This window comes from Streptomyces vilmorinianum, assembly GCF_005517195.1.
GTDB classification, from domain to species: Bacteria; Actinomycetota; Actinomycetes; order Streptomycetales; family Streptomycetaceae; genus Streptomyces; species Streptomyces vilmorinianum.
Map to the genome: position 1 here is coordinate 2,269,957 of NZ_CP040244.1, position 22,251 is coordinate 2,292,207.

General features: G+C 73.4%; 22 protein-coding genes and 1 riboswitch. Of the genes, 10 read left to right on the forward strand and 12 right to left on the reverse strand.

The genetic code is table 11. The annotated features are described in order from the left end of the window. Nucleotides 1–2: 2 nt before the first annotated feature. From FDM97_RS10585 to FDM97_RS10615, 7 genes are all read right to left on the reverse strand, one after another. Nucleotides 3–1,445, reverse strand: coding sequence for a cobyrinate a,c-diamide synthase (locus FDM97_RS10585; protein WP_137990148.1), 1,443 nt, complete (start codon nt 1,443–1,445; stop codon nt 3–5). Further along, nucleotides 1,439–2,047 carry a cob(I)yrinic acid a,c-diamide adenosyltransferase gene (gene cobO, locus FDM97_RS10590; RefSeq protein WP_137990149.1) on the reverse strand — a complete coding sequence of 203 codons (609 nt, stop codon included), beginning with the start codon at nt 2,045–2,047 and terminating at the stop codon, nt 1,439–1,441. Before cobO ends, FDM97_RS10585 begins: the two co-directional genes overlap by 7 nt. Next, the gene (locus tag FDM97_RS10595; protein WP_137990150.1) at nt 2,047–4,065 is read right to left on the reverse strand and encodes a putative cobaltochelatase; all 2,019 of its coding nucleotides are present in this window, start codon (nt 4,063–4,065) and stop codon (nt 2,047–2,049) included. Before FDM97_RS10595 ends, cobO begins: the two co-directional genes overlap by 1 nt. Nucleotides 4,066–4,255: 190 nt before the next feature. After that, on the reverse strand, nt 4,256–5,803 hold the full coding sequence (locus FDM97_RS10600) for a cobyric acid synthase (protein ID WP_137990151.1): 1,548 nt from the start codon (nt 5,801–5,803) through the stop codon (nt 4,256–4,258). Next, complete coding sequence (locus tag FDM97_RS10605; RefSeq protein WP_137990152.1) at nt 5,800–6,762, reverse strand: cobalamin biosynthesis protein; 963 nt, start codon at nt 6,760–6,762, stop codon at nt 5,800–5,802. The genes FDM97_RS10600 and FDM97_RS10605 overlap by 4 nt, the downstream gene beginning before the upstream one ends. A gap of 35 nt (nt 6,763–6,797) precedes the next feature. After that, nucleotides 6,798–6,938: riboswitch (cobalamin riboswitch) on the reverse strand. 133 nt (nt 6,939–7,071) lie between these two features. Continuing rightward, a complete protein-coding gene (locus FDM97_RS10610; protein WP_137990153.1) occupies nt 7,072–7,293 on the reverse strand; it encodes a hypothetical protein in 222 nt (73 codons plus the stop codon). Nucleotides 7,294–7,305: 12 nt separating this feature from the next. Then, nucleotides 7,306–8,562, reverse strand: a complete 1,257-nt coding sequence (locus tag FDM97_RS10615; protein WP_137990154.1) for an inorganic phosphate transporter — start codon at nt 8,560–8,562, stop codon at nt 7,306–7,308. Nucleotides 8,563–8,979: 417 nt separating this feature from the next. On the opposite strand from FDM97_RS10615, the gene FDM97_RS10620 reads away from it, so the two are divergent. Both FDM97_RS10620 and FDM97_RS10625 read left to right on the forward strand, forming a co-directional pair. Next, entirely contained in the window at nt 8,980–10,107 is a 1,128-nt protein-coding gene (locus FDM97_RS10620) for an alpha/beta hydrolase (protein WP_137990155.1), read from the forward strand. 65 nt (nt 10,108–10,172) lie between these two features. Further along, on the forward strand, nt 10,173–11,633 hold the full coding sequence (locus FDM97_RS10625) for a hypothetical protein (protein ID WP_432816206.1): 1,461 nt from the start codon (nt 10,173–10,175) through the stop codon (nt 11,631–11,633). 39 nt (nt 11,634–11,672) lie between these two features. On the opposite strand, the gene FDM97_RS10630 is transcribed toward FDM97_RS10625, so the two are convergent. Together FDM97_RS10630 and ypfJ are read right to left on the reverse strand one after the other, a co-directional pair. Continuing rightward, nucleotides 11,673–12,074, reverse strand: a complete 402-nt coding sequence (locus FDM97_RS10630) for a VOC family protein (protein ID WP_137990156.1) — start codon at nt 12,072–12,074, stop codon at nt 11,673–11,675. Between the two features lie 80 nt (nt 12,075–12,154). Further along, nucleotides 12,155–13,045, reverse strand: a complete 891-nt coding sequence (gene ypfJ, locus FDM97_RS10635) for a KPN_02809 family neutral zinc metallopeptidase (RefSeq protein WP_137990157.1) — start codon at nt 13,043–13,045, stop codon at nt 12,155–12,157. Between the two features lie 281 nt (nt 13,046–13,326). On the opposite strand from ypfJ, the gene FDM97_RS10640 reads away from it, so the two are divergent. From FDM97_RS10640 to FDM97_RS10650, 3 genes are all read left to right on the forward strand, one after another. Next, nucleotides 13,327–14,925: an ABC-F family ATP-binding cassette domain-containing protein gene (locus FDM97_RS10640; protein ID WP_137990158.1), complete on the forward strand. Its 1,599-nt coding sequence runs from the start codon at nt 13,327–13,329 to the stop codon at nt 14,923–14,925. 352 nt (nt 14,926–15,277) lie between these two features. Further along, a complete protein-coding gene (locus tag FDM97_RS10645) occupies nt 15,278–15,499 on the forward strand; it encodes a helix-turn-helix domain-containing protein (RefSeq protein ID WP_006123601.1) in 222 nt (73 codons plus the stop codon). A 123-nt stretch (nt 15,500–15,622) separates the two neighbouring features. After that, complete coding sequence (locus FDM97_RS10650; protein ID WP_137990159.1) at nt 15,623–16,420, forward strand: enoyl-CoA hydratase/isomerase family protein; 798 nt, start codon at nt 15,623–15,625, stop codon at nt 16,418–16,420. 106 nt (nt 16,421–16,526) lie between these two features. Here FDM97_RS10650 and FDM97_RS10660 read toward each other — a convergent pair whose 3' ends face one another. Continuing rightward, complete coding sequence (locus FDM97_RS10660; RefSeq protein ID WP_137990160.1) at nt 16,527–17,240, reverse strand: hypothetical protein; 714 nt, start codon at nt 17,238–17,240, stop codon at nt 16,527–16,529. A 93-nt stretch (nt 17,241–17,333) separates the two neighbouring features. Between FDM97_RS10660 and FDM97_RS10665 the strand changes: the two genes are divergently transcribed. The 5 genes from FDM97_RS10665 to amaP are packed head-to-tail and all read left to right on the forward strand — an operon-like array spanning nt 17,334 to nt 19,569. Further along, complete coding sequence (locus FDM97_RS10665) at nt 17,334–17,786, forward strand: Asp23/Gls24 family envelope stress response protein (protein ID WP_137990161.1); 453 nt, start codon at nt 17,334–17,336, stop codon at nt 17,784–17,786. A gap of 30 nt (nt 17,787–17,816) precedes the next feature. After that, complete coding sequence (locus tag FDM97_RS10670) at nt 17,817–18,008, forward strand: hypothetical protein (RefSeq protein WP_137990162.1); 192 nt, start codon at nt 17,817–17,819, stop codon at nt 18,006–18,008. A gap of 6 nt (nt 18,009–18,014) precedes the next feature. Beyond that, nucleotides 18,015–18,365: an Asp23/Gls24 family envelope stress response protein gene (locus FDM97_RS10675; protein WP_137990163.1), complete on the forward strand. Its 351-nt coding sequence runs from the start codon at nt 18,015–18,017 to the stop codon at nt 18,363–18,365. Next, nucleotides 18,362–18,985: a DUF6286 domain-containing protein gene (locus tag FDM97_RS10680; RefSeq protein ID WP_137990164.1), complete on the forward strand. Its 624-nt coding sequence runs from the start codon at nt 18,362–18,364 to the stop codon at nt 18,983–18,985. The genes FDM97_RS10675 and FDM97_RS10680 overlap by 4 nt, the downstream gene beginning before the upstream one ends. Further along, nucleotides 18,982–19,569, forward strand: a complete 588-nt coding sequence (gene amaP / locus FDM97_RS10685) for an alkaline shock response membrane anchor protein AmaP (protein WP_137990165.1) — start codon at nt 18,982–18,984, stop codon at nt 19,567–19,569. Before FDM97_RS10680 ends, amaP begins: the two co-directional genes overlap by 4 nt. 87 nt (nt 19,570–19,656) lie before the next feature. Here amaP and FDM97_RS10690 read toward each other — a convergent pair whose 3' ends face one another. Both FDM97_RS10690 and FDM97_RS10695 read right to left on the reverse strand, forming a co-directional pair. Next, nucleotides 19,657–20,412 carry an SDR family oxidoreductase gene (locus tag FDM97_RS10690; RefSeq protein WP_137990166.1) on the reverse strand — a complete coding sequence of 252 codons (756 nt, stop codon included), beginning with the start codon at nt 20,410–20,412 and terminating at the stop codon, nt 19,657–19,659. A gap of 4 nt (nt 20,413–20,416) precedes the next feature. Continuing rightward, entirely contained in the window at nt 20,417–22,201 is a 1,785-nt protein-coding gene (locus tag FDM97_RS10695) for a glycoside hydrolase family 15 protein (protein ID WP_137990167.1), read from the reverse strand. Nucleotides 22,202–22,251 lie beyond the last annotated feature (50 nt).

Here is a 22,251-nt window from a genome sequence, read left to right on the forward strand (position 1 = left end):
GCTCACGCGGCGGGCCCGTTCACGCAGTGCTCCACGAACCGTACGGCCGCCTCCGGAGCACCCGCCCAGTGGGTGTGCACATAACTCGCGTGCACCCCCCGCTGTACGAACCCCTCCACGCGCCGCTCCGGCTGCCGCAGCCCCCAGGCGGCCTGCGCGCCCGCGCCCGGCTCGATCACGGTCCGGTGGAACTCGTGCCCCCGCATCCGCGCCCCGGCCGCCGCGAGCGAACTGTCGCTCACCGCCACGGCGTCCCGGTACCCGAGCGTGAGGCGTGACGACATCCGCGCGTCGGCGTCCAGCACCCCGCACATCGGCGTCCCGTCGAGCGACCGGGAGAGGTACAACAGCCCGGCACACTCGGCGGCGATCGGCGCACCGGAGCGCGCGAGCTCGGCGACGGCCTTGCGGAGCGGCTCGTTGGCGGACAGCTCGCCCCCGTACATCTCGGGAAAGCCACCACCTATGACGAGCCCGCTCGTCCCCTCGGGGAGGGCCTCGTCCCGCAGCGGATCGAACGTGACGACCTCGGCGCCGGCGGCGGTCAGCAGCTCAGCGTGCTCGGCGTACGAGAACGTAAAGGCCGCGCCTCCCGCCACCGCCACGACCGGTTGCGGGCAGTCGTTCCGCGGGGCGAGCGAAGCGATTGGGGGCACCCCCATGCCCGAAGGGCTATGGGGGAGGGTGGGCACGACCCCACCACCGGCGGTCAGCCGCCCCGCGACGGCAGGATCCCACGCCTCGGCGTGCAGTTCAGGGGCGCTTCGCGCCAGAGCGAGCAGCCCCTCCATGTCGCACCCGGCAAGCACTTGCTCCGCCTGCGCAGCCACCGCCTCCACGGCAGCCGCCTGCCGCTCGGCCACCGGCACAAGACCCAGGTGCCGCGACGGCGTCGCGACAGAGGGCGCCCGTCGCAGCACCCCGAGCACGGGGACCCCCGACTCGCCGAGAGCCTCCCGCAGCAGATGCTCGTGCCGGTCCGTGGCGACCTTGTTCAGGATCACCCCGCCGATCCGCACCTCCGGGTCCCACGACGCGAACCCGTGCACCAGCGCCGCCACCGACCGCGACTGCGACGAGGCGTCCACGACAAGCACCACCGGCGCCTTGAGCAGCTTCGCCACCTGCGCGGTGGACGCCAGCTCGCCCTGGTCGGCGGCCCCGTCGTACAGGCCCATGACGCCCTCGACCACCGCCAGGTCGCAGCCGCGCGCCCCGTGCTCGAAGAGCGGCGCGATCAGCCCCGTACCGCACATGTACGCGTCGAGGTTGCGGCCCGGGCGGCCGGTCGCGAGCGCGTGGTAGCCCGGGTCGATGTAGTCCGGGCCGACCTTGTGCGGGGAGACCGCCAGACCACGGCCGGCGAACGCGGCCATCAGGCCCGTCGCGACCGTGGTCTTGCCCGCGCCGGAGGACGGCGCGGCGATGACGAGACGTGCTACCACTCGATGCCCCGCTGGCCCTTCTGACCCGCGTCCATCGGGTGCTTCACCTTCGACATGTCCGTGACCAGGTCGGCGAAGTCCATCAGCTCCTGCGGCGCGTTGCGGCCGGTGATGACGACATGCTGCTGCCCCGGACGGTCGCGCAGCACCTCGACGACCTCCTTGGTGTCGATCCAGCCCCAGTGCAGCAGGTACGCGAACTCGTCGAGGACGTAGAACTTGTACTTCTCCTCCGCGAGGTCCCGCTTGACCTGCTCCCAGCCCTCGCGCGCCTTGTCCTCGTGCGACTGCTCGCCCTCGGCGACCTCGCGCTGGATCCAGGACCAGCCCTCGCCCATCTTGTTCCAGGTGACGGTGCCGCCCTTGCCGGTCTCGCCGAGCGCCTTGAGGGCGTTCTCCTCGCCGACCCGCCACTTGGCGGACTTGACGAACTGGAACACCCCGATCGGCCAGCCCTGGTTCCAGGCGCGCAGCGCCATGCCGAACGCGGCGGTCGACTTGCCCTTGCCGACGCCCGTGTGCACCATCACCAGCGCACGGTTGCGGCGCTGGCGGGTGGTGAGACCGTCGTCGGGAACGACGGTCGGCTGTCCCTGCGGCATTAAGCGGCCCTCCTCGTGGCGTGCTCTGCTTGTACGTCTCTGACGAGCCCGGCGATCGAGTCGGCGCGCAGCTCGTCCAAGGTCACGGCGGTGCCGCCGAGTTCGCGGGCGAGGTCCCCGGCCAGACCCAGCCGTACGGGCCCGGTCTCGCAGTCCACGACGACGGCCGCCGTGCCCTCGGAGGCGTGCAGCCGTGCGGCCCGGGCGGCGAGCGCCACCGGATCGGCGCCGCCGCCGGTCGCCCGGCCGTCGGTCACGACGACGAGCAGGGGGCGGCGCGAGGGGTCGCGCAGCCGCTCGACGCGCAGCACGTCGTGGGCCTTGAGCAGCCCGGCCGACAGGGGCGTACGGCCGCCCGTCGGGAGCTGCTCCAGGCGGGCCGCGGCCGCGTCCACGGACGAGGTCGGCGGCAGCGCGACCTCGGCGTCCCGCCCCCGGAAGGTGACAAGGCCGACCTTGTCGCGCCGCTGGTAGGCGTCGAGGAGCAGCGAGAGCACGGCGCCCTTCACGGCGCTCATCCGCTGCCGGGCCGCCATCGAACCGGACGCGTCCACCGCGAACAGGACCAGGTTGCCCTCGCGGCCCTCGCGGGTCGCCTGACGCAGGTCGTCCCGGCGGACGACGAGCCCGGGACCGGTCCGTCCGCGCGCCTTCTGGTGCGGGGCGGCGGCATGCACGGTCGCGGCCAGGTGCAGCTTCGTCAGGGCGCCCCGGGGCCGTACGGATCCGGTCGTCCTGCCGTGCTCGGTACGGGCACGGGAGCGGCGTCCGGCCGCGCCCTCGCCGAGTCCGGGGACGCTGAGCATCTTCGTACGGAAGGGCTCGGCGGCCTTGACGGCGGCGCGCTCACCGGCGCCTCCCGGCCCCTGTGGGGCAGGCGCGGGCGCCTCGTCAGAACCGGCGCTCTCCGGAGCCGCGTCCGGCCCCTCGCCCTGCGGCGGCACACCACCGCCACCGCCCGGCCCCTTGCCGGGTCCCGGGTCGGGATCGTCGTCGCCCTCGTCCCCGCCCTTGAACTGCTCCAGCGTCTCGTCGAGCTTGTCCTCGTCGAGCCCCGGCGCGTCGAAGGGGTTCCGGCGCCTGCGGTGGGGGAGGGCGAGCAGCGCGGCCTGCCGTACGTCCTCGGAGGTCACCTCGGTCCGCCCCGCCCACGCGGCGAGCGCGGTCGCGGTGCGGGCCATCACGATGTCGGCGCGCATCCCGTCGACCTCGAACGCGGCGCAGGTCGCGGCGATCTGGAGCAGCGCCGCGTCGCCGAGCACGACCTGCGGCACGAGGGCGCGCGCGGCGACGATGCGGTCCCGCAGCGCGGTCTCCTCGTCCGCCCAGCGGGCGGCGAACGCGGCCGGGTCGTCGTCGAACGCCAGCCGGCGCCGTACGACCTCCACTCGCTGCTCGGGCTCGCGCGAGGCCGCGACCTCGACGGTCAGACCGAAGCGGTCCAGCAACTGGGGCCGCAGCTCGCCCTCTTCGGGGTTCATCGTGCCGACCAGCAGGAACCGGGCCGCGTGCCGTACGGAGACGCCTTCGCGCTCGACGTACGAGGAGCCCATCGCGGCGGCGTCGAGGAGCAGGTCGATCAGGTGGTCGTGGAGGAGGTTGACCTCGTCGACGTACAGGATCCCGCGGTGCGCGTCCGCGAGCAGCCCGGGCTCGAAGGCCTTCACGCCCTCGGCGAGCGCCCGCTCGATGTCCAGCGCGCCGACGAGCCGGTCCTCCGAGGCACCGACGGGCAGTTCGACCATCCGCGCGGGGCGCGTGTCGGCCGGGGCGGCCTCGTGCGGCCCGTCCGGGCAGCCCGTGTCCGGCGAGGCCGGGTCACAACTGAAGCGACAGCCGGCGACCACCGGCACCCCGGGCAGCAGGTCCGCGAGCGCCCGCACGGCGGTCGACTTCGCGGTGCCCTTCTCGCCGCGTACGAGGACACCACCCACCGCCGGGCTCACCGCGTTGAGCAGCAACGCGAGGCGCAGGTCGTCCATACCGACGACGGCGGTGAACGGATACCGGGTGCTCATCGGGTGGTCACTCCTTCAGATAGCTGACGCTCGCGTAGATCCGGGACGGCCCGCAGCCGTCGACGGCGGGTATTGCCCCACAAGGGCCACTCGCACCTCTGCTGCCCTACCTGCACGGGTGGTGCGGGTGGGAACCCCGGCCCGGCCGCAGGCCGGGCGCACCCCCCGCGCAGCTTCGCCACGCCCCCACTCACGGCGCACCCGGCGGCACGAACGGCAGCCCCGTCGGCGCGCCCCGCTCGATCAGCCGCAGCAGCGCGTCCGTGTCCGCGTGCTCCTCGATCAGGTCGCCGAGCCGGTCCAGCTGCTCCTCCCGGAGCGCGCCGAACGAGGTGTCGGGCGCCGGTACGAAGCGCCGGCCCGCCGCCGCCGCGACCTCCCGCAGGAACGCCCGGCGGAAGCCGTCGCTCTCCAGCGAGCCGTGCCAGTGGGTGCCCCAGACCGCACCGACCCGGCAACCGTCCAGGAACGGTTCCCCGCCCGCCACATCGGCGACGCCGTGGTGGATCTCGTACCCCTCGACGCGCTCGCCGAGGGCCTCGCCGACCGGCCGGGAAAGGGTCTTCTCGGCCGCGAACCGGACCCGGACGGGCAGCAGTCCGAGGCCGTCCACCGTGCCCGCCTTCGACTCGACCTCGTCCTCGATCCGCTCCCCGAGCGCCTGGAAGCCGCCGCAGATGCCGAGTACGGGCCGGCCCTCCGCCGCCCGCCGGGCCAGCGCGTCCGCGAGACCGCGCTCGCGCAGCCACGCCAGCGCCTTCACCGTCCCCCGGGTCCCCGGCACGACCACCAGGTCCGCGTCGACGAGCTCCTCGGCCCGGTCCACGAACCGCACGACCACGCCCGGTTCGGCCGCCAGCGCGTCCACGTCCGTGAAGTTGGACATCAGCGGCACGGCGCACACCGCGACCCGCAGCACGTCCTCTCCGACCGGAGGCGCCACGACCGACTCGCGGACGGCGCCGCGCATCGACACCCGCAGCCCGTCCTCCTCGTCGATGCCGAGTCCGTGCGCGTACGGCAGCACACCGAAGGTGCGGCGCCCGGTCAGCCCGTACAGCATGTCCAGGCCCGGCTCGAGGAGCGTCACATCGCCCCGGAACTTGTTCACCAGGTAGCCCGCGATCAGCTCCTGGTCCTCGGGCGCGAGCAGCGCCGTCGTACCGAAGAACTGCGCGAAGACCCCGCCCCGGTCGATGTCGCCGACGACGAGCACCGGCAGCTTCGCCGCCCGCGCGATGCCCATGTTCACGATGTCCGTGCGCCGCAGATTGATCTCGGCCGGACTGCCCGCCCCCTCGCAGATCACGGCGTCATACGTGCCCCGCAGCTCCTCCAGGCACGCCAGAACCGGCTCGAAGAGCTCTTTCTGCCGCCCCCCGTGCAGCCTTTTCCCGGGGGACGACCCCCCAGACCCCCCGAAGAACCCGCGGGCGCTCAGCTCGCCCACCGGCTTACCCATGAGGACGACCTGGCTGGAGCGGTCGCTGCCCGGCTTGAGCAGCACCGGGTTCATCAGCGCGGTCGGCTCGACCCGCGCGGCCTGCGCCTGCATGGCCTGCGCCCGGCCGATCTCCGCGCCCTCCCTCGTGACGAAGGAGTTCAGGGACATGTTCTGGCCCTTGAACGGGGCGACCTTCACGCCCTGCCGGACCAGCCAGCGGCAGATGCCCGCCGTGACGACGCTCTTGCCCGCGTCGGACGTGGTCCCCGCGACCAGCAGCCCCCCGCCTCTCATACGTTCCTCCGCTTCAGCGCGCTCGCGATCATCCGGCCGCCCACGCAGGCGGCCAGGGTCAGCCCGGTCACCCACCGGGAGAGCCGTACCGCCCGTTCGATGTCCCCGACCTCCACGGCCCGGCCCTCGCCGTTCAGGACGGGCCGGTGCTCGACCCGGCCGCCGTACGAGAGCGTCCCCCCGAGCCGTACGCCGAGCGCCCCCGCGAACGAGGCCTCCACCGGGCCCGCGTTGGGGCTCGGATGCTTCGCCGCGTCCGCCCGCCACGCGCGCAGCGCCCCCCGCGGGTCGCCACCCGCCACCGTCGCGAGTACGGCGGTCAGCCGGGCACCCGGCCAGCCGGCCACGTCGTCGAGCCGGGCCGAGGCCCAGCCGAAGCGGCGGTACTTCGGGGACTTGTGGCCGACCATCGCGTCCAGGGTGTTCACGGCCCGGAAGCCGACCAGGCCCGGCACGCCCGCGACCGCGCCCCAGACCAGGGCGCCCACGACGGCGTCGGAGGTGTTCTCGGCGACGGACTCCACGACCGCGCGGGCCATCGCCGGACCGTCCAGGGCCTGCGGGTCGCGCCCGCACAGATGGGGCAGCCGCTCGCGGGCCACGTCCAGGTCGCCGGCCTCCAGGGCCCCGCCGATGGCGCGGGCCTCCCGGCCCAGGGTCGTCCCCCCGACGACGGCCCAGACGGCGGCGGCGGTCAGCGCGACGGAGGCCCGGGGGTGGTCGCGTACGGTACGGGCGGCCAGCGCGGCGGCCCCCGCCGCACCCCCGACGCAGACGGCGGTGTGCAGCGCGCCCCAGCCGCGGTGATCGCGCCACAGCAGCTTCTCGACCGCACCCGCGGCCCGTCCGAACGCGGCGACCGGATGGCCGCGGCGTGGGTCGCCGACGAGCAGGTCCGCGGCCAGACCGGCGGCGGCGCCGTACGCGAATACACCTGTGGCTGCACTGCGGCCGGGCATGGCGCTGTGTCCTCACTCAGGGTCCGCGCCCTGGCTCGACGTGACCGGCGGTGAGAGTTCCTGACTCCCGGGCCCGAAGGCTCCGGTCACAGTGGCGGGACCGCGCCGGATTCGCACCGGGCTTCCTCTTCTGCCGCCGTAAATGGCCTCGGCAGTCCACCACGCTGTGCGAACACCCGTCAACTCACCCTTGACCTGCGGTGAGACAGTGTGCGAAGCACCACACAGCGCCAGGGCGGTGCCTACGAACGACGGCCGGGCGGGCCGCACCCGAAGGTGCGGCCCGCCCGGCCGTCGGAGCGTGTGCCGTCAGGCCACGATGAGATAGATGCCGTACGCGACGGCCGCCGCGCACAGCGCGAAGCAGGCGTACGCGCCGGTGCGCGCCAGGGTGGCCGAGCCTCCCTGGGCGGCGGCCTGCTCCTGCTTGGAGAGGCCGACGATGCCGAGGGTGAAGAGGGCCACGAGGGCGACGGTCGCCACGAGGCTGACTCCGAAGACGGAGCCGAGAGCTGCCCAGTCGATCTTCATGTCGTTCGTTCCTTACACCGCGGCCGAGGCTGCGGGGGCTGCCGGGTCCGCGGGGGCCGGCGAGGGGATGGTGGTCTTCAGGTCCTCGTCCGCGACGGCGGCGACGGTGCCGGCCGGCGGCGGGGTGACGGCCGCGATGGCGGTGGTCACGACGCCCGCGGGCTCGGTCTCGACGTCGTTGACGTTGGTGTGGTCGACCACCTGGCGGCGGGAGACGACCCAGATGGCGACGCACGAGGCGACCAGGAAGGCCGCGACGGCGTAGACGCCCCAGTCGCCCTGACGGGCGACGTACTCGGCGCCGGCCCCGACAAGGGCCGCGGCCGGCAGGGTCAGGCCCCAGGCGACGAACATCCGGGTGGCGGTCGACCAGCGGACGACACCGCCCTTGCGGCCCAGACCCGCGCCCATGACGGCGCCGGAGCAGGAGTGCGTGGTCGAGAGGGAGAAGCCCAGGCTGGAGGAGGCCAGGATGACGGTGGCCGCGCTGGTCTGGGCGGCGAAGCCCTGCTGCGGCTGGAGGTCGGTGAGGCCCTTGCCCATCGTGCGGATGATGCGCCAGCCGCCGAGGTAGGTTCCGAGCGCGATCGCCGTACCGGCGGAGACGATGACCCAGACCGGCGGGTTGGAGCCGGGGGCGATGATGCCGCCGGCGACCAGGGCGAGGGTGATGATGCCCATGGTCTTCTGGGCGTCGTTGGTGCCGTGGGCGAGCGAGACGAGACCGGCGGAGGCGATCTGACCGGCCCGGTAGCCCTTCTCGGTCGTCTTCTTGTCGGCCTTCTTGTCGAGGCGGTACGTCAGGCGGGCGGCGAACATCGCGGCCAGACCGGCGACCAGGGGGGCGGCGACCGCCGGGATGAGCACCTTGCTGATGACGGTCCCGCCGTTGACGCCGCTGACGCCGATGGAGGCGACGGTCGCGCCGATGAGGCCGCCCATCAGGGCGTGGGAGGAGCTGGACGGCAGTCCGACCAGCCAGGTCACCAGGTTCCAGAGGATCGCGCCGACGAGCGCGGCGAGGATGACTTCGGGTTGGATGCCCTCCTCATTGACGAGTCCCTTGGAGATCGTCTTGGCAACCTCCACCGACAGGAACGCGCCGACCAGGTTCAGCACGGCGGACATGGCCACCGCCGTCTTGGGCTTGAGAGCACCGGTCGAGATGGTCGTCGCCATCGCGTTGGCGGTGTCGTGGAAACCGTTCGTGAAATCGAACACGAGAGCTGTCACGACCACAATCGCGAGCAGCAGCGTGATGTGTTCCATTTACCCAGGCAATCGTTCGACGTCAGTGGCTCGTCGAACGTAGGCAACCTGAGTGAACGGAAGGTGAACTGAGGCGGGCGGCATGGTGTCCCTATCCGGGGTCCGGTGATTCCGCTTAGGGCCTCCGGAGGGGGACTGTCCACGATGTGGGCACCGTGCAACCACGGGTAAGCCGTGCGGTTGCGGCACACATACGACTTCCTCCGCTTCCTCCGGCCTCGCCCCGTGTCAGTCCGTGGACCGGGCGCGGCATCTGTCAGCCGACCGGGGGACCCGTGGAAGAGATCCACGTCACTCCCAAGGAGGGGCCGGGGCCCCTCCCGGCCGACCCACGGAAGCGGCTTCCGGCGGCTTCCGCCGGCTTCCGGTGGCTCCCGCCGGGTGGCAGCCCGCCCGCACCCTGCCGACACTGGGACCGTGCGCCCGGCTACGAAGACGGCAGCGGCCGTCACCACCCTGCTCGGTGTCGGCGCGGCCGCGATCGCGGCCGGCCGGTACGCCAGCGACGCCGCCCTCAGGGCGCCGTCCGGACGGCCCCTGCCCGGCGACCCCCGGCTCACCGTGCACGACACGAGTCCCGGCCGGGTCACCCTCACCCGCAGCCTCGCCTCCCTGCGCCCCGGTACGTACGGGATCGAGGGCCCCGGCGTCCACGCGGTCATCGGCCCCGTCCTCGACCGGGTCCCGCACACCGCGGACACGGTCGTGCGCCGCCTGGAGCGGGTCGAGCACGGCGCCCTGGAGCCCGGCGACCGGGTCCGCCTCACCCCCGAGCTGCACACCGGCACCCCGCGCACCGCGCTCGGCGTCGACTACCGGGACATCGAGATCCCCGGCGAGCTCGGCGACCTGCCCGCCTGGTTCGTCCCGGGCCCGCGCGCCACCTGGGTGATCGCCCTGCACGGCCTCGGCACCACCCGCCGGCACCCCCTCAACCTCGTCCCCTTCCTCGCGCGCCGGCAGATCCCGGTCCTCTGCCTCGCCTACCGCGGCGACGAGGGCGCGCCCCCGCCGCCGGACGGCCTCGGCCACCTCGGCGACTCCGAGTGGCGCGACGTCGACGCCGCCCTCCGCCACGCCGTCCGCGAGGGCGCCGAGCACGTCGTCCTGCACGGCTGGGGGACGGGCGCCGCGATGGCCCTGCACGCCGCCGCCGACTCCGGCGTACGGGACGTGATCCGCGGCCTCGTCCTGGACTCCCCGGTCCTCGACTGGGAGGCGACCCTGCGCAACCTCGCCGCCGCCCGTCGGGTCCCCGGCCCGCTGCTGCCGCTCGCCGTCCGCGCCGCCCAGGGCAGGACCGGGCTGCACGGCGACCGCCTCCAGGCGGCCGCTGACCCGGCCGGCCTGCGCGTGCCGACGCTCGTCTTCCACGGCCCCGACGACACGATCGCCCCCTGGGAACCCTCCCTGGAACTGGCCGCCCGCCGACCCGAGCTGGTCACCCTGCACACGGTCCGAGGAGCCCCGCACGCCTCGATGTGGAACGCCGACCCGGTCCGCTACGAAGAGGCCCTGCGCCGCTTCCTCACCCCCCTCATCTAGAGGCGTTCCACCGGCGCTGCCGATTCCGATTGGGCTTTCGGGCCGTCAGCGGGAAGACTGCCCCCGTGACGTCTCGAAAGCCCGATGAGCAATTGGCGCGCAACTCCAGACTCCGACTTGTCCGTCCGCGGGCACTCGCCACCGCCCGACGGGCCGTGACGACCCGGCGCACCCGGCCGGCGCCGCGGCCGCCGGAGGGCACTCCGCCCCGCGCGGAACTGGCCCGCCAGGCGCGGTCCGTCCTCGCCGACGCCGTACGGATCGCCCGCTGGGCCGCCGTCGACCGCGGGGCCGAAGCCGCCGCGCCCGCCGACCCCGAGGCCGTCCCCGCCCAGGAACGGGCCGCTGCCGCACTGAACCTGACGCCCGGACAGATCCGGGCCGGCTGGGACCGGGCCCGGCTCGCCGGACTCGTCGAACTCCACGGCGACACCGCCCGCCCCGGCTGGCGCCTGCACGCCTGGGACCGCGACGACTCCGCCGTCCTGCGCGGCTGGGTCGCCCTGTTCGACGCCTGGTCCCTGGTCCACCCCGCGCCCCGGGACGTCGCGCCCAGCGCCGTCGCCGAGGTCGTCGAGGCCGTCCCCCAGGTGCTCTCCCTCCTCCAGCTCTCCGCCGGGCCCGTGGCCGTCCCCGCGCTGCTCGACCTGCTCCAGCAGCGGGTCGAGGAACTGCGCGAGGAGCGCTGCGAGGTTCCCGTGGGGACCCCCGCGACCGACATCGACACCGGCACGGACACCGGGGATGCCGGCACCGGGGATGCCGACAACGGCGCGGCGGAGTGCGGCGCCGACGGGCTCTCCGCGCTGCTCGACTGGGCCCTGGAGGGCCTCGCCGCCGTCGGCGCCCTGACCCTAGGCGAGGGATCGGACGGCGGCCAGGCCACGCTGACCCCGCTCGGCAACTGGGCGGTCTGGGTCAAGCTGGAGCAGATCTGCGTCGCCGCCCAGAGCCCGGCCGGCAACATCGAGCAGTCGGCCGAGGACATGCTCCGCGGCTGCGCCCGTCTCACCCCCGGTCCGGCCCGCGACGAATATCGCGCCTGGCTCGCCGCCCGCACGCTCTCCAGCGCGGTCACCGAGCTCCTCGACGTCGCCCGCGGCGAGGACGCCCTGCTGCGCGGGCTGGCCTTCGAGGCGCTCCGGGTCGTCGGAGCCCCCGCCGAGGCCGAGGTCCGGGCCGCCGCCGAGGAGGCCTCCCTCCGCCCGTACGCCCTGCTCTGGCTCGCCGAGTACGACGGCACCGACCCCGACGACGCCCCGGACGTGCTCACCCGCGAGGAGGCCACCTGGCTCTGGGTGGACACCGCCGCGGCCGTCGCCGACCACGGCGAGAGCACGCTGCTCGTCCGCCACCTCGACTCCGCCGTGCAGGGCACGGTCCCGGCCCTGCTCGACGAGGTCCGGGCCGTCGGCCACCCCCGTACGGTCCAGGTCCTGGTGGCGCTCGCCGCCGCACACCCCGACCCCGCCCTGGCGAAGGCGGTCCGCCGGGCGGCCTTCCAGGTCCACACCGGGGGAGCCTGACCCGAGGGGTCCCAGGGGTCCCAGGGGTGACGGGGGGAGTCAGCCGGTCGTCCCCGGCAGATAGGTCCCGAAGCTCCAGACGTTGCCCTCGGCGTCACGGGCGATGTAGTCCCGCGAGCCGTAGTCCTGGTCCGTGGGTGGCATCACGATCTCGATGCCGTGGGCCACGGCCCGCGCGTGGTGTTCGTCCACATCGTCCACGTGGACGTACACCCCGACGGGGCCGGACTTCTCCGTCAGCTTGTCGAACTCGCTGCCGGTGCCCTTGCTCCCCAGCATCACCATGCCGTTGCCGTACGACAGCTCGGCGTGCATGACCTTGCCGTCCTCGCCCTCGTACACCGCGGTGCGGGTGAAGCCGAACGCCTCCGTGAGCTGTGCGATCGCGGCGTGCGCGTCGTCGTAGGTCAGGGTCGGACAGATGTGGGGTGCCTCAGCCATCCCGATCACTCCTTCTCGTTCGATACGTCGGAATGTGACCTGGGTCTCAGTCTGGCATCCGGTACCGACAACGAGGCGCCTCAGCGGAAGGTGTTGCACCGCGCCATGTCGCCGCTCCTGAACCCGGTCGCGAACCACTGCTGACGTTGCGCGGCCGAGCCGTGCGTCCAGTTCTCCGGCGTCACCCGACCCTGGAACCTCTCCTGGATCCGGTCGTCGCCCACCGCGGCCGCCGCGTCCAGGCCGTCGCGGACGTCGGCCTCGGTGAGGCGGGTCAGCAGGGGGCGCCCGGTCTTCTCGTCCGGCGTGCTCGTCGCATGGCGCGCCCAGACGCCGGCGTAGCAGTCCGCCTGCAGCTCGACCCGTACGGCGTTGGAGTCCGCGCCCGCCCGCCCGTCCTGGGCGCGCGCCAGGGTGCCCATCATGTTCTGCACATGGTGGCCGTACTCGTGCGCCACCACGTACGCCTGGGCGAAGGGGCCACCGGTCGATCCGAACTTCGTCCGCAGCTCGTCGAAGAACCCCAGGTCCAGATAGACCTGGCGGTCCCCGGGGCAGTAGAACGGCCCGACCGCCGAGGTGGCCGAGCCGCAGGCCGTGGCGACCCGGTTGCTGAACATCACCGTGCGCGCGTCCCCGTACCGGCCACCGCGCCGTTCGTACTCCGCCCGCCAGAAGTCCTGCACGCTGTTGACGACCGCCACGATCCGGCAGTCCTCGCGGGTGTTCGCGTCCGCCCCGGTGCGGCAGCTCTGATCGACCTGCGCCAGGGAGGACGAGGTCGCGACCGGCTCCGGGTCGCCGGAGGCGAGCCCCAGCTGCTCGGGGCCCACCCCGAAGAGGACTCCCAGGAGCAGTGCGACGAAGCCGACGATGCCGCCGCCGACGGTGGCCTTCCCGCCGTGGACGCGGCTGCCGCGGACATCCCGTACCTCCGAGGTGTCCAGGTCGGCGTCGTCGTCGAACTGCATGGGCCACCACCCTCTGCCGTCTCTGCCGCGGCGGTGGCCGCCGGCCCGGGCCGAATGCCCTGGGCCCGAGTATCGGGTAATCCGATCCGGCTCGCGCCTTTTGTCGGGCATGGGTGGAAACAGCCGGTAACGGCGATGAAAGGCAGGGCCGGGACTGTGGCCGAAAAGCAGTTGCATGCGCCCGTTAGACTGGCCGTATGGCCATTCTCCCCGCGCATGACTAGCGGCGTCGAATCCGCATACAGCCCTTTCCGCCGTCCCATCCGCCCTGGAGTCTGTCCGTGATCACCGCTTCCGGCATCGAGCTGCGCGCCGGCGCCCGCATCCTCATCGAGTCCGCTTCCTTCCGTATCGCCAAGGGCGACCGCATCGGCCTGGTCGGCCGTAACGGAGCCGGCAAGACGACGCTCACCAAGTGCCTCGCCGGCGAGGGCATGCCCGCGGGCGGCACCATCGCCCGCTCCGGCGAGGTCGGCTACCTCCCGCAGGACCCGCGCACCGGCGACCTCGACGTCCTGGCCCGCGACCGCATCCTCTCCGCCCGCGGCCTCGACGTCCTCATCCGCAAGATGCGGATGAACGAGGAGCGCATCGCGACCGGCTCCGGCGCCACCCGCGACAAGGCCATGCGGCAGTACGAGCGCCAGGAGACCGAGTTCCTCACCAAGGGCGGGTACGCCGCCGAGGCCGAGGCGTCCACCATCGCCGCCGCCCTCGGGCTCCCCGACCGGGTCCTCGGCCAGCCCCTGCACACCCTCTCCGGCGGTCAGCGCCGCCGGGTCGAGCTGGCCCGGATCCTCTTCTCCGACGCCGACACCCTGCTCCTCGACGAGCCCACCAACCACCTCGACGCCGACTCCATCGTCTGGCTGCGGGACTACCTGAAGACCTACCGCGGTGGCTTCATCGTCATCTCCCACGACGTCGACCTCGTCGAGACCGTCGTGAACAAGGTCTTCTACCTGGACGCCAACCGCTCGACGATCGACGTCTACAACATGGGCTGGAAGCTCTACCAGCAGCAGCGCGAGGCCGACGAGAAGCGCCGCAAGCGGGAGCGCCAGAACGCCGAGAAGAAGGCCGCCGCCCTCAACTCGCAGGCCGACAAGATGCGCGCCAAGGCCACCAAGACCGTCGCCGCCCAGAACATGGCCAAGCGCGCCGAGCGTCTGCTCTCCGGCCTGGAGGCGGTCCGGGTCTCCGACAAGGTCGCCAAGCTCCGCTTCCCGGAGCCCGCGCCCTGCGGCAAGACCCCGCTGACGGCGGAGGGGCTCTCCAAGTCGTACGGCTCGCTCGAAATCTTCACCGACGTGAACCTCGCCATCGACAAGGGCTCGCGCGTCGTCATCCTCGGCCTCAACGGTGCGGGCAAGACCACGCTCCTGCGTCTGCTCGCCGGGGCCGAGACCCCCGACACGGGCGAGGTGACCCCCGGCCACGGCCTCAAGCTCGGCTACTACGCCCAGGAGCACGAGACCCTCGACCCGGAGCGCACGGTCCTGGAGAACATGCGCTCCTCCGCGCCCGACCTCGACCTCGTCGAGGTGCGCAAGACGCTCGGCTCCTTCCTCTTCTCCGGTGACGACGTCGACAAGCCGGCCGGGGTCCTCTCCGGCGGTGAGAAGACCCGGCTGGCGCTGGCCACCCTGGTCGTCTCCTCGGCGAACGTGCTGCTCCTGGACGAGCCGACCAACAACCTCGACCCCGCCAGCCGCGAGGAGATCCTCGGCGCGCTGCGCACGTACAAGGGCGCGGTGGTCCTCGTCACCCACGACGAGGGCGCGGTCGACGCGCTCGAGCCGGAGCGGATCATCCTGCTCCCGGACGGCGTCGAGGACCTGTGGGGCCCGGACTACAAGGACCTGGTGGCCCTCGCCTGACCCGTTCCGCCGGTCACGGCCGGTGCCTGATCATCTCGGCATGGATCATTCGGCTCATGGGTGATCCATCATCTGAGTGAGTGCGTCTCATACCCCCGGCGCGGCCTCTGCGGAATCCTTCCGCCTGGGGCCGCGCCGTCCTTGTCCGCCCGGCACGGCGCTGACCTGGCACTTCCCGGCCGGAGTGGTCCCGGGGCGGGTCTCGCGTACTGCGGAATGCGAGATTCCGGTCGTGGCGACACCTTCCCTGTCCGCGAACCTTGTGGCACAGACCTTGTCGAATGGGTGGCCAGGACGTCCGTGAGGGGTGATCATGAGAAGTCCAGAGCGCACTTCCCATGAGGAGGCACGGGTGGCCGAGACTCTGAAGAAGGGCAGCCGGGTGACCGGCGCCGCGCGCGACAAGCTCGCGGCAGACCTGAAGAAGAAGTACGACTCCGGTGCGAGCATCCGGGCGCTGGCCGAGGAAACCGGCCGCTCCTACGGATTCGTCCACCGGATGCTGAGTGAGTCCGGAGTCACGCTGCGTGGACGCGGCGGAGCGACACGGGGCAAGAAGGCCGCCTCGGCCTGATCTCGGGGCGCGGTTCGTCGGGTCCACCGGTTTCGTGCGGTGGCCACCCGGTCGACCGTGCGGTCGACCGGGTGGTTACTGTGCAGTCACTTAGCAGTGCTGCACCGGAACCGGAGGCGCCCCATGACTTCGCTCGACTCTGTGCTCGTGTTCGACAAGGACGGTGTACGGCTCACCGTCGAGGACGCCGTTGCCACGGTGACCCTGACCAATCCGGAGAAGCGCAACGCCCAGTCTCCCGCTCTGTGGCGGGCGTTGGTGGAGGCCGGACGGTCGTTGCCGGGCAGCGTGCGGGTCGTGGTTCTGCGCGGTGAGGGCAAGTCCTTCTCCGCCGGGCTCGACCGGCAGGCGTTCACGCCCGAGGGCTTCGACGGAGAGCCGTCCTTCCTCGACCTGGCACGCGGTTCGGACGAGGACCTGGACGCGGTCATCGCCGAGTACCAGGAGGCGTTCACCTGGTGGCGCCGCAGCGACATCGTGTCGATCGCGGCCGTCCAGGGGCACGCCATCGGTGCCGGGTTCCAGCTCGCCCTCGCCTGCGACCTGCGGGTCGTCGCCGAGGACGTGCAGTTCGCCATGCGCGAGACCAGCCTGGGCCTCGTCCCGGACCTCACCGGCACGCACCCGCTCGTCGGCCTGGTCGGCTATGCCCGCGCGCTGGAGATCTGCGCCACGGGCCGCTTCGTCCACGCCCAGGAGGCCGAGCGCATCGGCCTCGCCAACATCGCCGTGCCGGGTGACGAACTCGACGCCACGGTAAGGGACTTGAGCGCCGCGCTGCTCGCCGCGCCGCGCGACGCGGTCATCGAGACCAAGGCGCTGCTCCAGGGTGCCTCCGACCGCTCCTACGACGCCCAGCGCACGGCCGAGCGCGCCGCCCAGGCCCGCCGCCTGCGCGACCTGGCAGGCATCGGCGACTGACCGGCGACTGACCGACGGCTGCCGGCCGGGCGACCGGCCGAGCGCCCGGCCCAGCGCCCGGCCCAGCGCCCGGCCGAGCGCCCGGCCGCCCCGTTGACCCGTACCGTCAGCGGACCTCCGACACCAGGACCGTGACCGCCGTCCCCTCGGGAGCGGTCGCGGCCGCCCGCGTCCGGGCGGCTCGGGCCACGTCCAGGGCGCGGTGGCCGGGCGCCACCGCCAGTTCCACGCGGAGCAGGCCCGGGGCGCGGTGGACCGGGGCCCCCAGCGTGGCGGTCAGCGCCGCCACGCCCTCGACCTCGAGCACCGCGAGGGCCGTCGGATCCCCTGGCGCCGGCGTGGTTCCCCCGCGTGGCGCAGCGGCGGCGGAGGAATCCGGGGCACCTTCCGCGCCCTCGACGAGCCCCGTCACCCGCAGATCCACCTCCGCGACCGCCAGGCCCAACGCGTCCTCGGCCGAGGCGAACAGCGCCTCACGCACGTCGTCGGCCAGGTCCGGCAGCGGCCTGTCCCGCAACCAGGCGGAGTCCGCGGCGAACTCCGCCGTGATCCTCAGCGTCCCCGGCGGCAGTCCGCCCGGCGGTACGGGAAACGGCACCTCTCCGCCCGGCACCTCCCCGCCCGGCTCCGCGAGCCCCACCCGGAGCGCCCCCGGCACCACCCCTCGTACCGCCGCGGCGGTCCGCAGCAGCACGGTCCGTGCCGCGCGCTCCGCCAGCCACGCGCCGTCCGCCGCCTCACCGAGCGGCAGCAGCCGGCCGAGCCGAAGCCGCTCGCGTACCGCCTCCGCCCATCCCGCCGCCCCAGCTGTCGTCGTCATTGCCCCAGCCTGCCGCATCCCCGGCGCGAGACCGGGGAAGCGCACTTAATGTGGGCAAAGAGGGACGAAACTTATCGGAAGGGATGAACGGCGATGAATGACCCCGCACACCCCAACGAACCGTCCGTGACCCGGCGCGGCGGCGGTGATCCCGCCTCCCGCGGCCGGACCACCATCGCCGACGGGGTCGTGGAGAAGATCGCCGGTCTCGCCGCCCGTGAGGTCGTCGGCGTCCACGCGATGGGCAGTGGCTTCTCCCGCACGCTCGGCGCCGTGCGCGAGCGGGTGCCCGGCGGAGGCGGTACCAAGTCGGGCGTCACCCGGGGCGTGAAGGCCGAGGTCGGCGAGGTGCAGACCGCGCTCGACCTGGAGATCGTCGTCGAGTACGGCGTTTCCATCGCCGACGTCGCCGGTGCCGTGCGCGAGAACGTCATCGCGGCCGTGGAGCGGATGACCGGCCTGGAGGTCGTCGAGGTCAACATCGCCGTCAGCGATGTGAAGCTGCCCGAGGAAGAGGACGAGGGGCCGGAGCCGCGGCTCCAGTAGCCGCTGGCAGTCCGGCGGAAAGGGCACAACATGAGCATGGCGGTGGTCGGCCTGTTGGCCGGAATGGGCCTCGGCCTGGCCGGGTATTTCGGCGGCTTCGGGGCGTTCTTGCTGGTCGCGGCATTGGGCGCGATCGGTTTCGTCGTCGGGAGGTTCCTCGAGGGAGATCTCGAACCCGGCGACTTCTTCCGGGGTCGCGAGCGCGGCGACCGGCGGCGGTGACCGGGGGTGGCATTCGACCCGGTGGGCCCCGCCGGCCGCGGAGCGACCACGATCGCCGACCGGGTCGTCGCGAAGATCGCCGTACAGGCCGCACGGGAGGCGCTCGGCGTCACCGTGCTCCGGGGCGGCTCGTCGCCGCACGCCTCGGTCGTCGTGCGCCGTGACGTGGCGCGGGTCTCGGTGAGCCTGGAGCTGGGCTACCCCGCCGACCTCGGCCGGCAGTGCGGCGCGGTCCGCAGTCACGTCACCCTCCGCGTACGGGAGTTGGCGGGCATGGAGGTACCCGAGGTGGCCGTTCACGTGGAGCGCCTGCACTCCCCGCGCACGGCGCGCGAGTCCGGGCGGAGGCTGCGATGAGCACGGAACCCGGAACGGACACCGACGCCGACGACGTGCCCGTACTGAAGGACCCGCCGGCCGCGGCCGGCGCGCGCCGCTTCTGGGCCGTACGGCGGATCCCGGCGGCGCTCGTCGCCCTGGTGGTCCTCGGCGGCGCCGGCCTGCTGCTCTACGACGTCGCGGCGGTACGCGCCGACCGCACGGCCATGGCCTGGCGGCGCGAACTCGCCGACGAGCTCGCGACCCGGCCCCTCGACAACGACTGGGTCCTGACCGGGGCCGTCCTGGCCGTGCTCCTCGGAGCCTGGCTCCTGGTCCTCGCGGCCACCCCGGGCCTGCGCGCGGTCCTCCCGATGAGACGCGACCACGCCGACGTACGCGCCGGGCTCGACCGCGAGGCCGCGGCGCTGACCCTGCGGGACCGGGCGATGGAGGTCTCGGGCGTGCAGTCGGTGGAGGTACGGATGAGGCGGAGCAAGGTGGCGGTGCGGGCGGTCTCGCACTTCCGCGAACTCGACGAGGTACGCGCCGACGTGGAGCGCGTCCTGGCCGGCGGCATCGACGAACTGGCGCTCGCCCGGCCACCGGCGCTGACGGTCAGGGTGGGCCGCCCGCCGAAGAAGGGAGGCGGGGGATGACCCTCGTACTCCGGCGCGTCAACCGGATCCTGCTCGGACTCCTGGGGCTGCTGCTCGTCGCCGGCGGCGGGGCGGTGCTCGCGGCCGGATTCGATCTGGCCGTGCCCTCGTGGTGGCCCTGGTACGGGACCTCCGACGTCCTGCTCAGCAGGGCGGACCGGCTGCGGTGGCGCGACGAGGGCTGGTGGTGGCCGGTGGTCATCGCCGCCCTCGGCCTCGTCGTGCTCCTGGCCCTGTGGTGGCTGCTCGCCCAGTTCCGCCGTGCCCGGCTCGCGGAGGTCCTGATCGACACCGGCGACGGGGAGGCCGCGACGGTACGGGGCCGGGCCCTGGAGAACGTTCTGGAGGCGGACGCCGCGGCGCAGGACGGAGTGGCCCGCGCCCGGGTCGCCCTGACGGGCCGCCGCACGGCCCCCCGCACCCGCGTGGCGCTGCTCCTCGAGCCGTACGCCTCCCCGGCCGCGGCCCTGACCTCCCTGGCGACCGACGCCCTGACCCACGCCCGCACCTCGACGGGCCTCCCGTCCCTCCCGACGGAGGCCCGCCTCCGGGCGGTCAGACACCGCGCGCGCAGGGTGACATGACACCCGTTGTGGGCACCCGTTCCTCCCCAGGGGCTTCGCCCTGGGGGACCCACGGCGCAACGATCGCCCGCAACGGAGTGACGCGGGTCAGAACCCGTGCCGCGCGCCGCCGTCCACCGACATCATCACGCCCGTCACGTACGACGCCGCCGGCGACAGCAGGAACGCCGCCGTGCGGCCGAACTCCTCCGGCGTCCCGTAGCGGCGCAGCGGGATGCGGGACTCGCTCGCCGCCCGCGCCGCCTCCGCGTCCCCCGAGAGGGCGTCCAGCTGGCGCACCCGGTCGGTGTCGATGCGCCCCGGCAGCATCCCGACGACCCGGATGCCCCGCGGGCCCAGGTCGTTCGCGAGGGACTTGGCGAAGCCGGCGAGCCCCGGCCGCAGGCCGTTGGAGATCGTCAGGCCCGGGATCGGCTCGTGGACAGAGCCCGAGAGGACGAAGCCGACGACCCCGCCCTCGGTCAGCGTCTCCGCCGCCGCCCGGGCCATCCGTACCGCCCCGAGGAAGACCGTGTCGAACGCCGACGCCCACTGCTCGTCGGTGTTGTCCGCGCCGAAGCCCGGTGCCGGACCGCCCACGCTGATCAGGATGCCGTCGAAGCCCCCGAAGCGGGACCGCGCCTCCGCGATCAGCCGCGCCGGCGCCCCGGGGTCGGCGTTGTCGGCGGCGAGGCCCGCCGCACCCGGGCCCAGCTCCGCGACCGCCTCGGCGACCGCCTTCTCCTCGCGCCCGGTGACCAGCACCTTCGCGCCCTCGGCGAGCAGCGCCTCGGCCGAGGCCCGGCCGAGCCCCCGCGTCGCGCCGGTCACCACGTACACACGGTCCTTCAGTCCAAGATCCATGGGCCTATCCTGCCGCCTCCTCCCGCGGCAGGGCGAGGGCGGTGCCCACCAGGCCGATGTGGCTGAACGCCTGCGGGAAGTTGCCCAGCTGCCGCCGCGCGACCGGGTCGTACTCCTCCGCGAGCAGCCCCACGTCACTGCGCAGCACGAGCAGACGCTCGAAGAGCTCCCGCGCCTCCCGCTCCCGCCCGGTCAACAGCAGCGCGTCCGCGAGCCAGAAGGAACACACGAGAAACGTTCCCTCCTGCCCGGGGAGCCCGTCGACCGAGACCCCTTCGGTGCTGTAGCGGCGGACGAACCCGCCGTGCGTCAGCTCCTTGCGCACCGCGTCCACCGTCCCCAGCACCCGGGGATCGTCCGGCGGCAGGAACCCGACCCGCGGGATCAGCAGCGTCGCCGCGTCCAGCTCCCGTGAGCCGTACGACTGCGTGAAGGTGTTGCGCTCGGGGTCGTACCCCTTCTCGCACACCTCCGCGTGGATCTCGTCCCGCATCGTGCGCCACCGCGCCGGATCCCCCCGCAGCGAGGGATCGGCCTCCAGGGTGCGGACCGCCCGGTCGGCGGCGACCCAGGCCATCACCTTGGAGTGCGTGAAGTGACGGCGTGGTCCGCGCACCTCCCACAGGCCCTCGTCCGGCTCCCGCCAGGTCGACTCCAGGAAGCCGAGCAGGCTCAGCTGCAGATTCCAGGCGTGCCGCACCGGCGGGATCCCGGCGGCCCGCGCCATGTGCAGCGAGTCCATGACCTCGCCGTACACGTCGAGCTGGAACTGCTCCACCGCCGCGTTCCCGATCCGCACCGGCGTCGAGTCCGCGTAGCCGCGCAGCCACGGCAGCGACATCTCGGGCAGCCGGCGCTCCCCGGCCGGCCCGTACATGATCTGCAGATCGGCCGGATCGCCCGCCACCGCCCGCAGCAGCCAGTCGCGCCACGCCGCCGCCTCGTCGACATAGCCGGCCGACAGCAGCGCCCCGAGGGTGAGGGTCGAGTCGCGCAGCCAGCAGGAGCGGTAGTCCCAGTTCCGTACGCCGCCCAGCTCCTCCGGCAGCGAGGTGGTGGGGGCGGCCACGATGCCGCCCGTCGGCGCGTACGTGAGCGCCTTCAAGGTGATCAGCGAGCGCAGCACCGCCTCGCGGTACGGACCCTCGTACGTGCAGCGCGCCGACCAGTCCCGCCAGTCCGCGAGGGACTGCGTCAAGGCGTCGAACGGGTCGACGAGTTCCGGGCGCGGCTCGTGCGACGGGTGCCAGGTGAGCACGAACGCCACCTTCTCGCCGGCGCCGACCGTGAACGACGAGCAGGTCGCGAACTGCTGCCCCCAGGTCTTCACCGGCGGCTCGCTGCGCAGCCAGACCGAGTCCGGCCCCGCCACCGCCACCCGGTGGCCGTCGCTGCGCCTCACCCACGGCACGATCGAGCCGTAGTCGAAGCGCAGCCGCAGGACCGCGCTCATCTCGACGGTGCCGCTGACGCCCTCCACGATCCGCATCACATCGGGCGCGGTGTCGCGCTGCGGCATGAAGTCGACGACCTTGACGGTGCCGGTGCGCGTCTCCCAGTACGTCTCCAGGACGAGGGAGTCCCCCGCGTAGCCGCGGCGGGTGCAGGTCGTGGCGCCTTTGGGTGCGATCCGCCAGTGGCCGTTGTCCTCGTCGCCGAGCAGCGCGGCGAAACAGGCGGCCGAGTCGAAGCGCGGCAGACACAGCCAGTCGATCGACCCGTCGCGGCCGACGAGCGCGGCGGTCTGCAGATCGCCGATGAGGGCGTAGTCGTCGATACGTTGCGTCACGCTTTGGCGTGTTCCCGGAAGCGACGACGGTCAATCAGAGGGACGCGGTG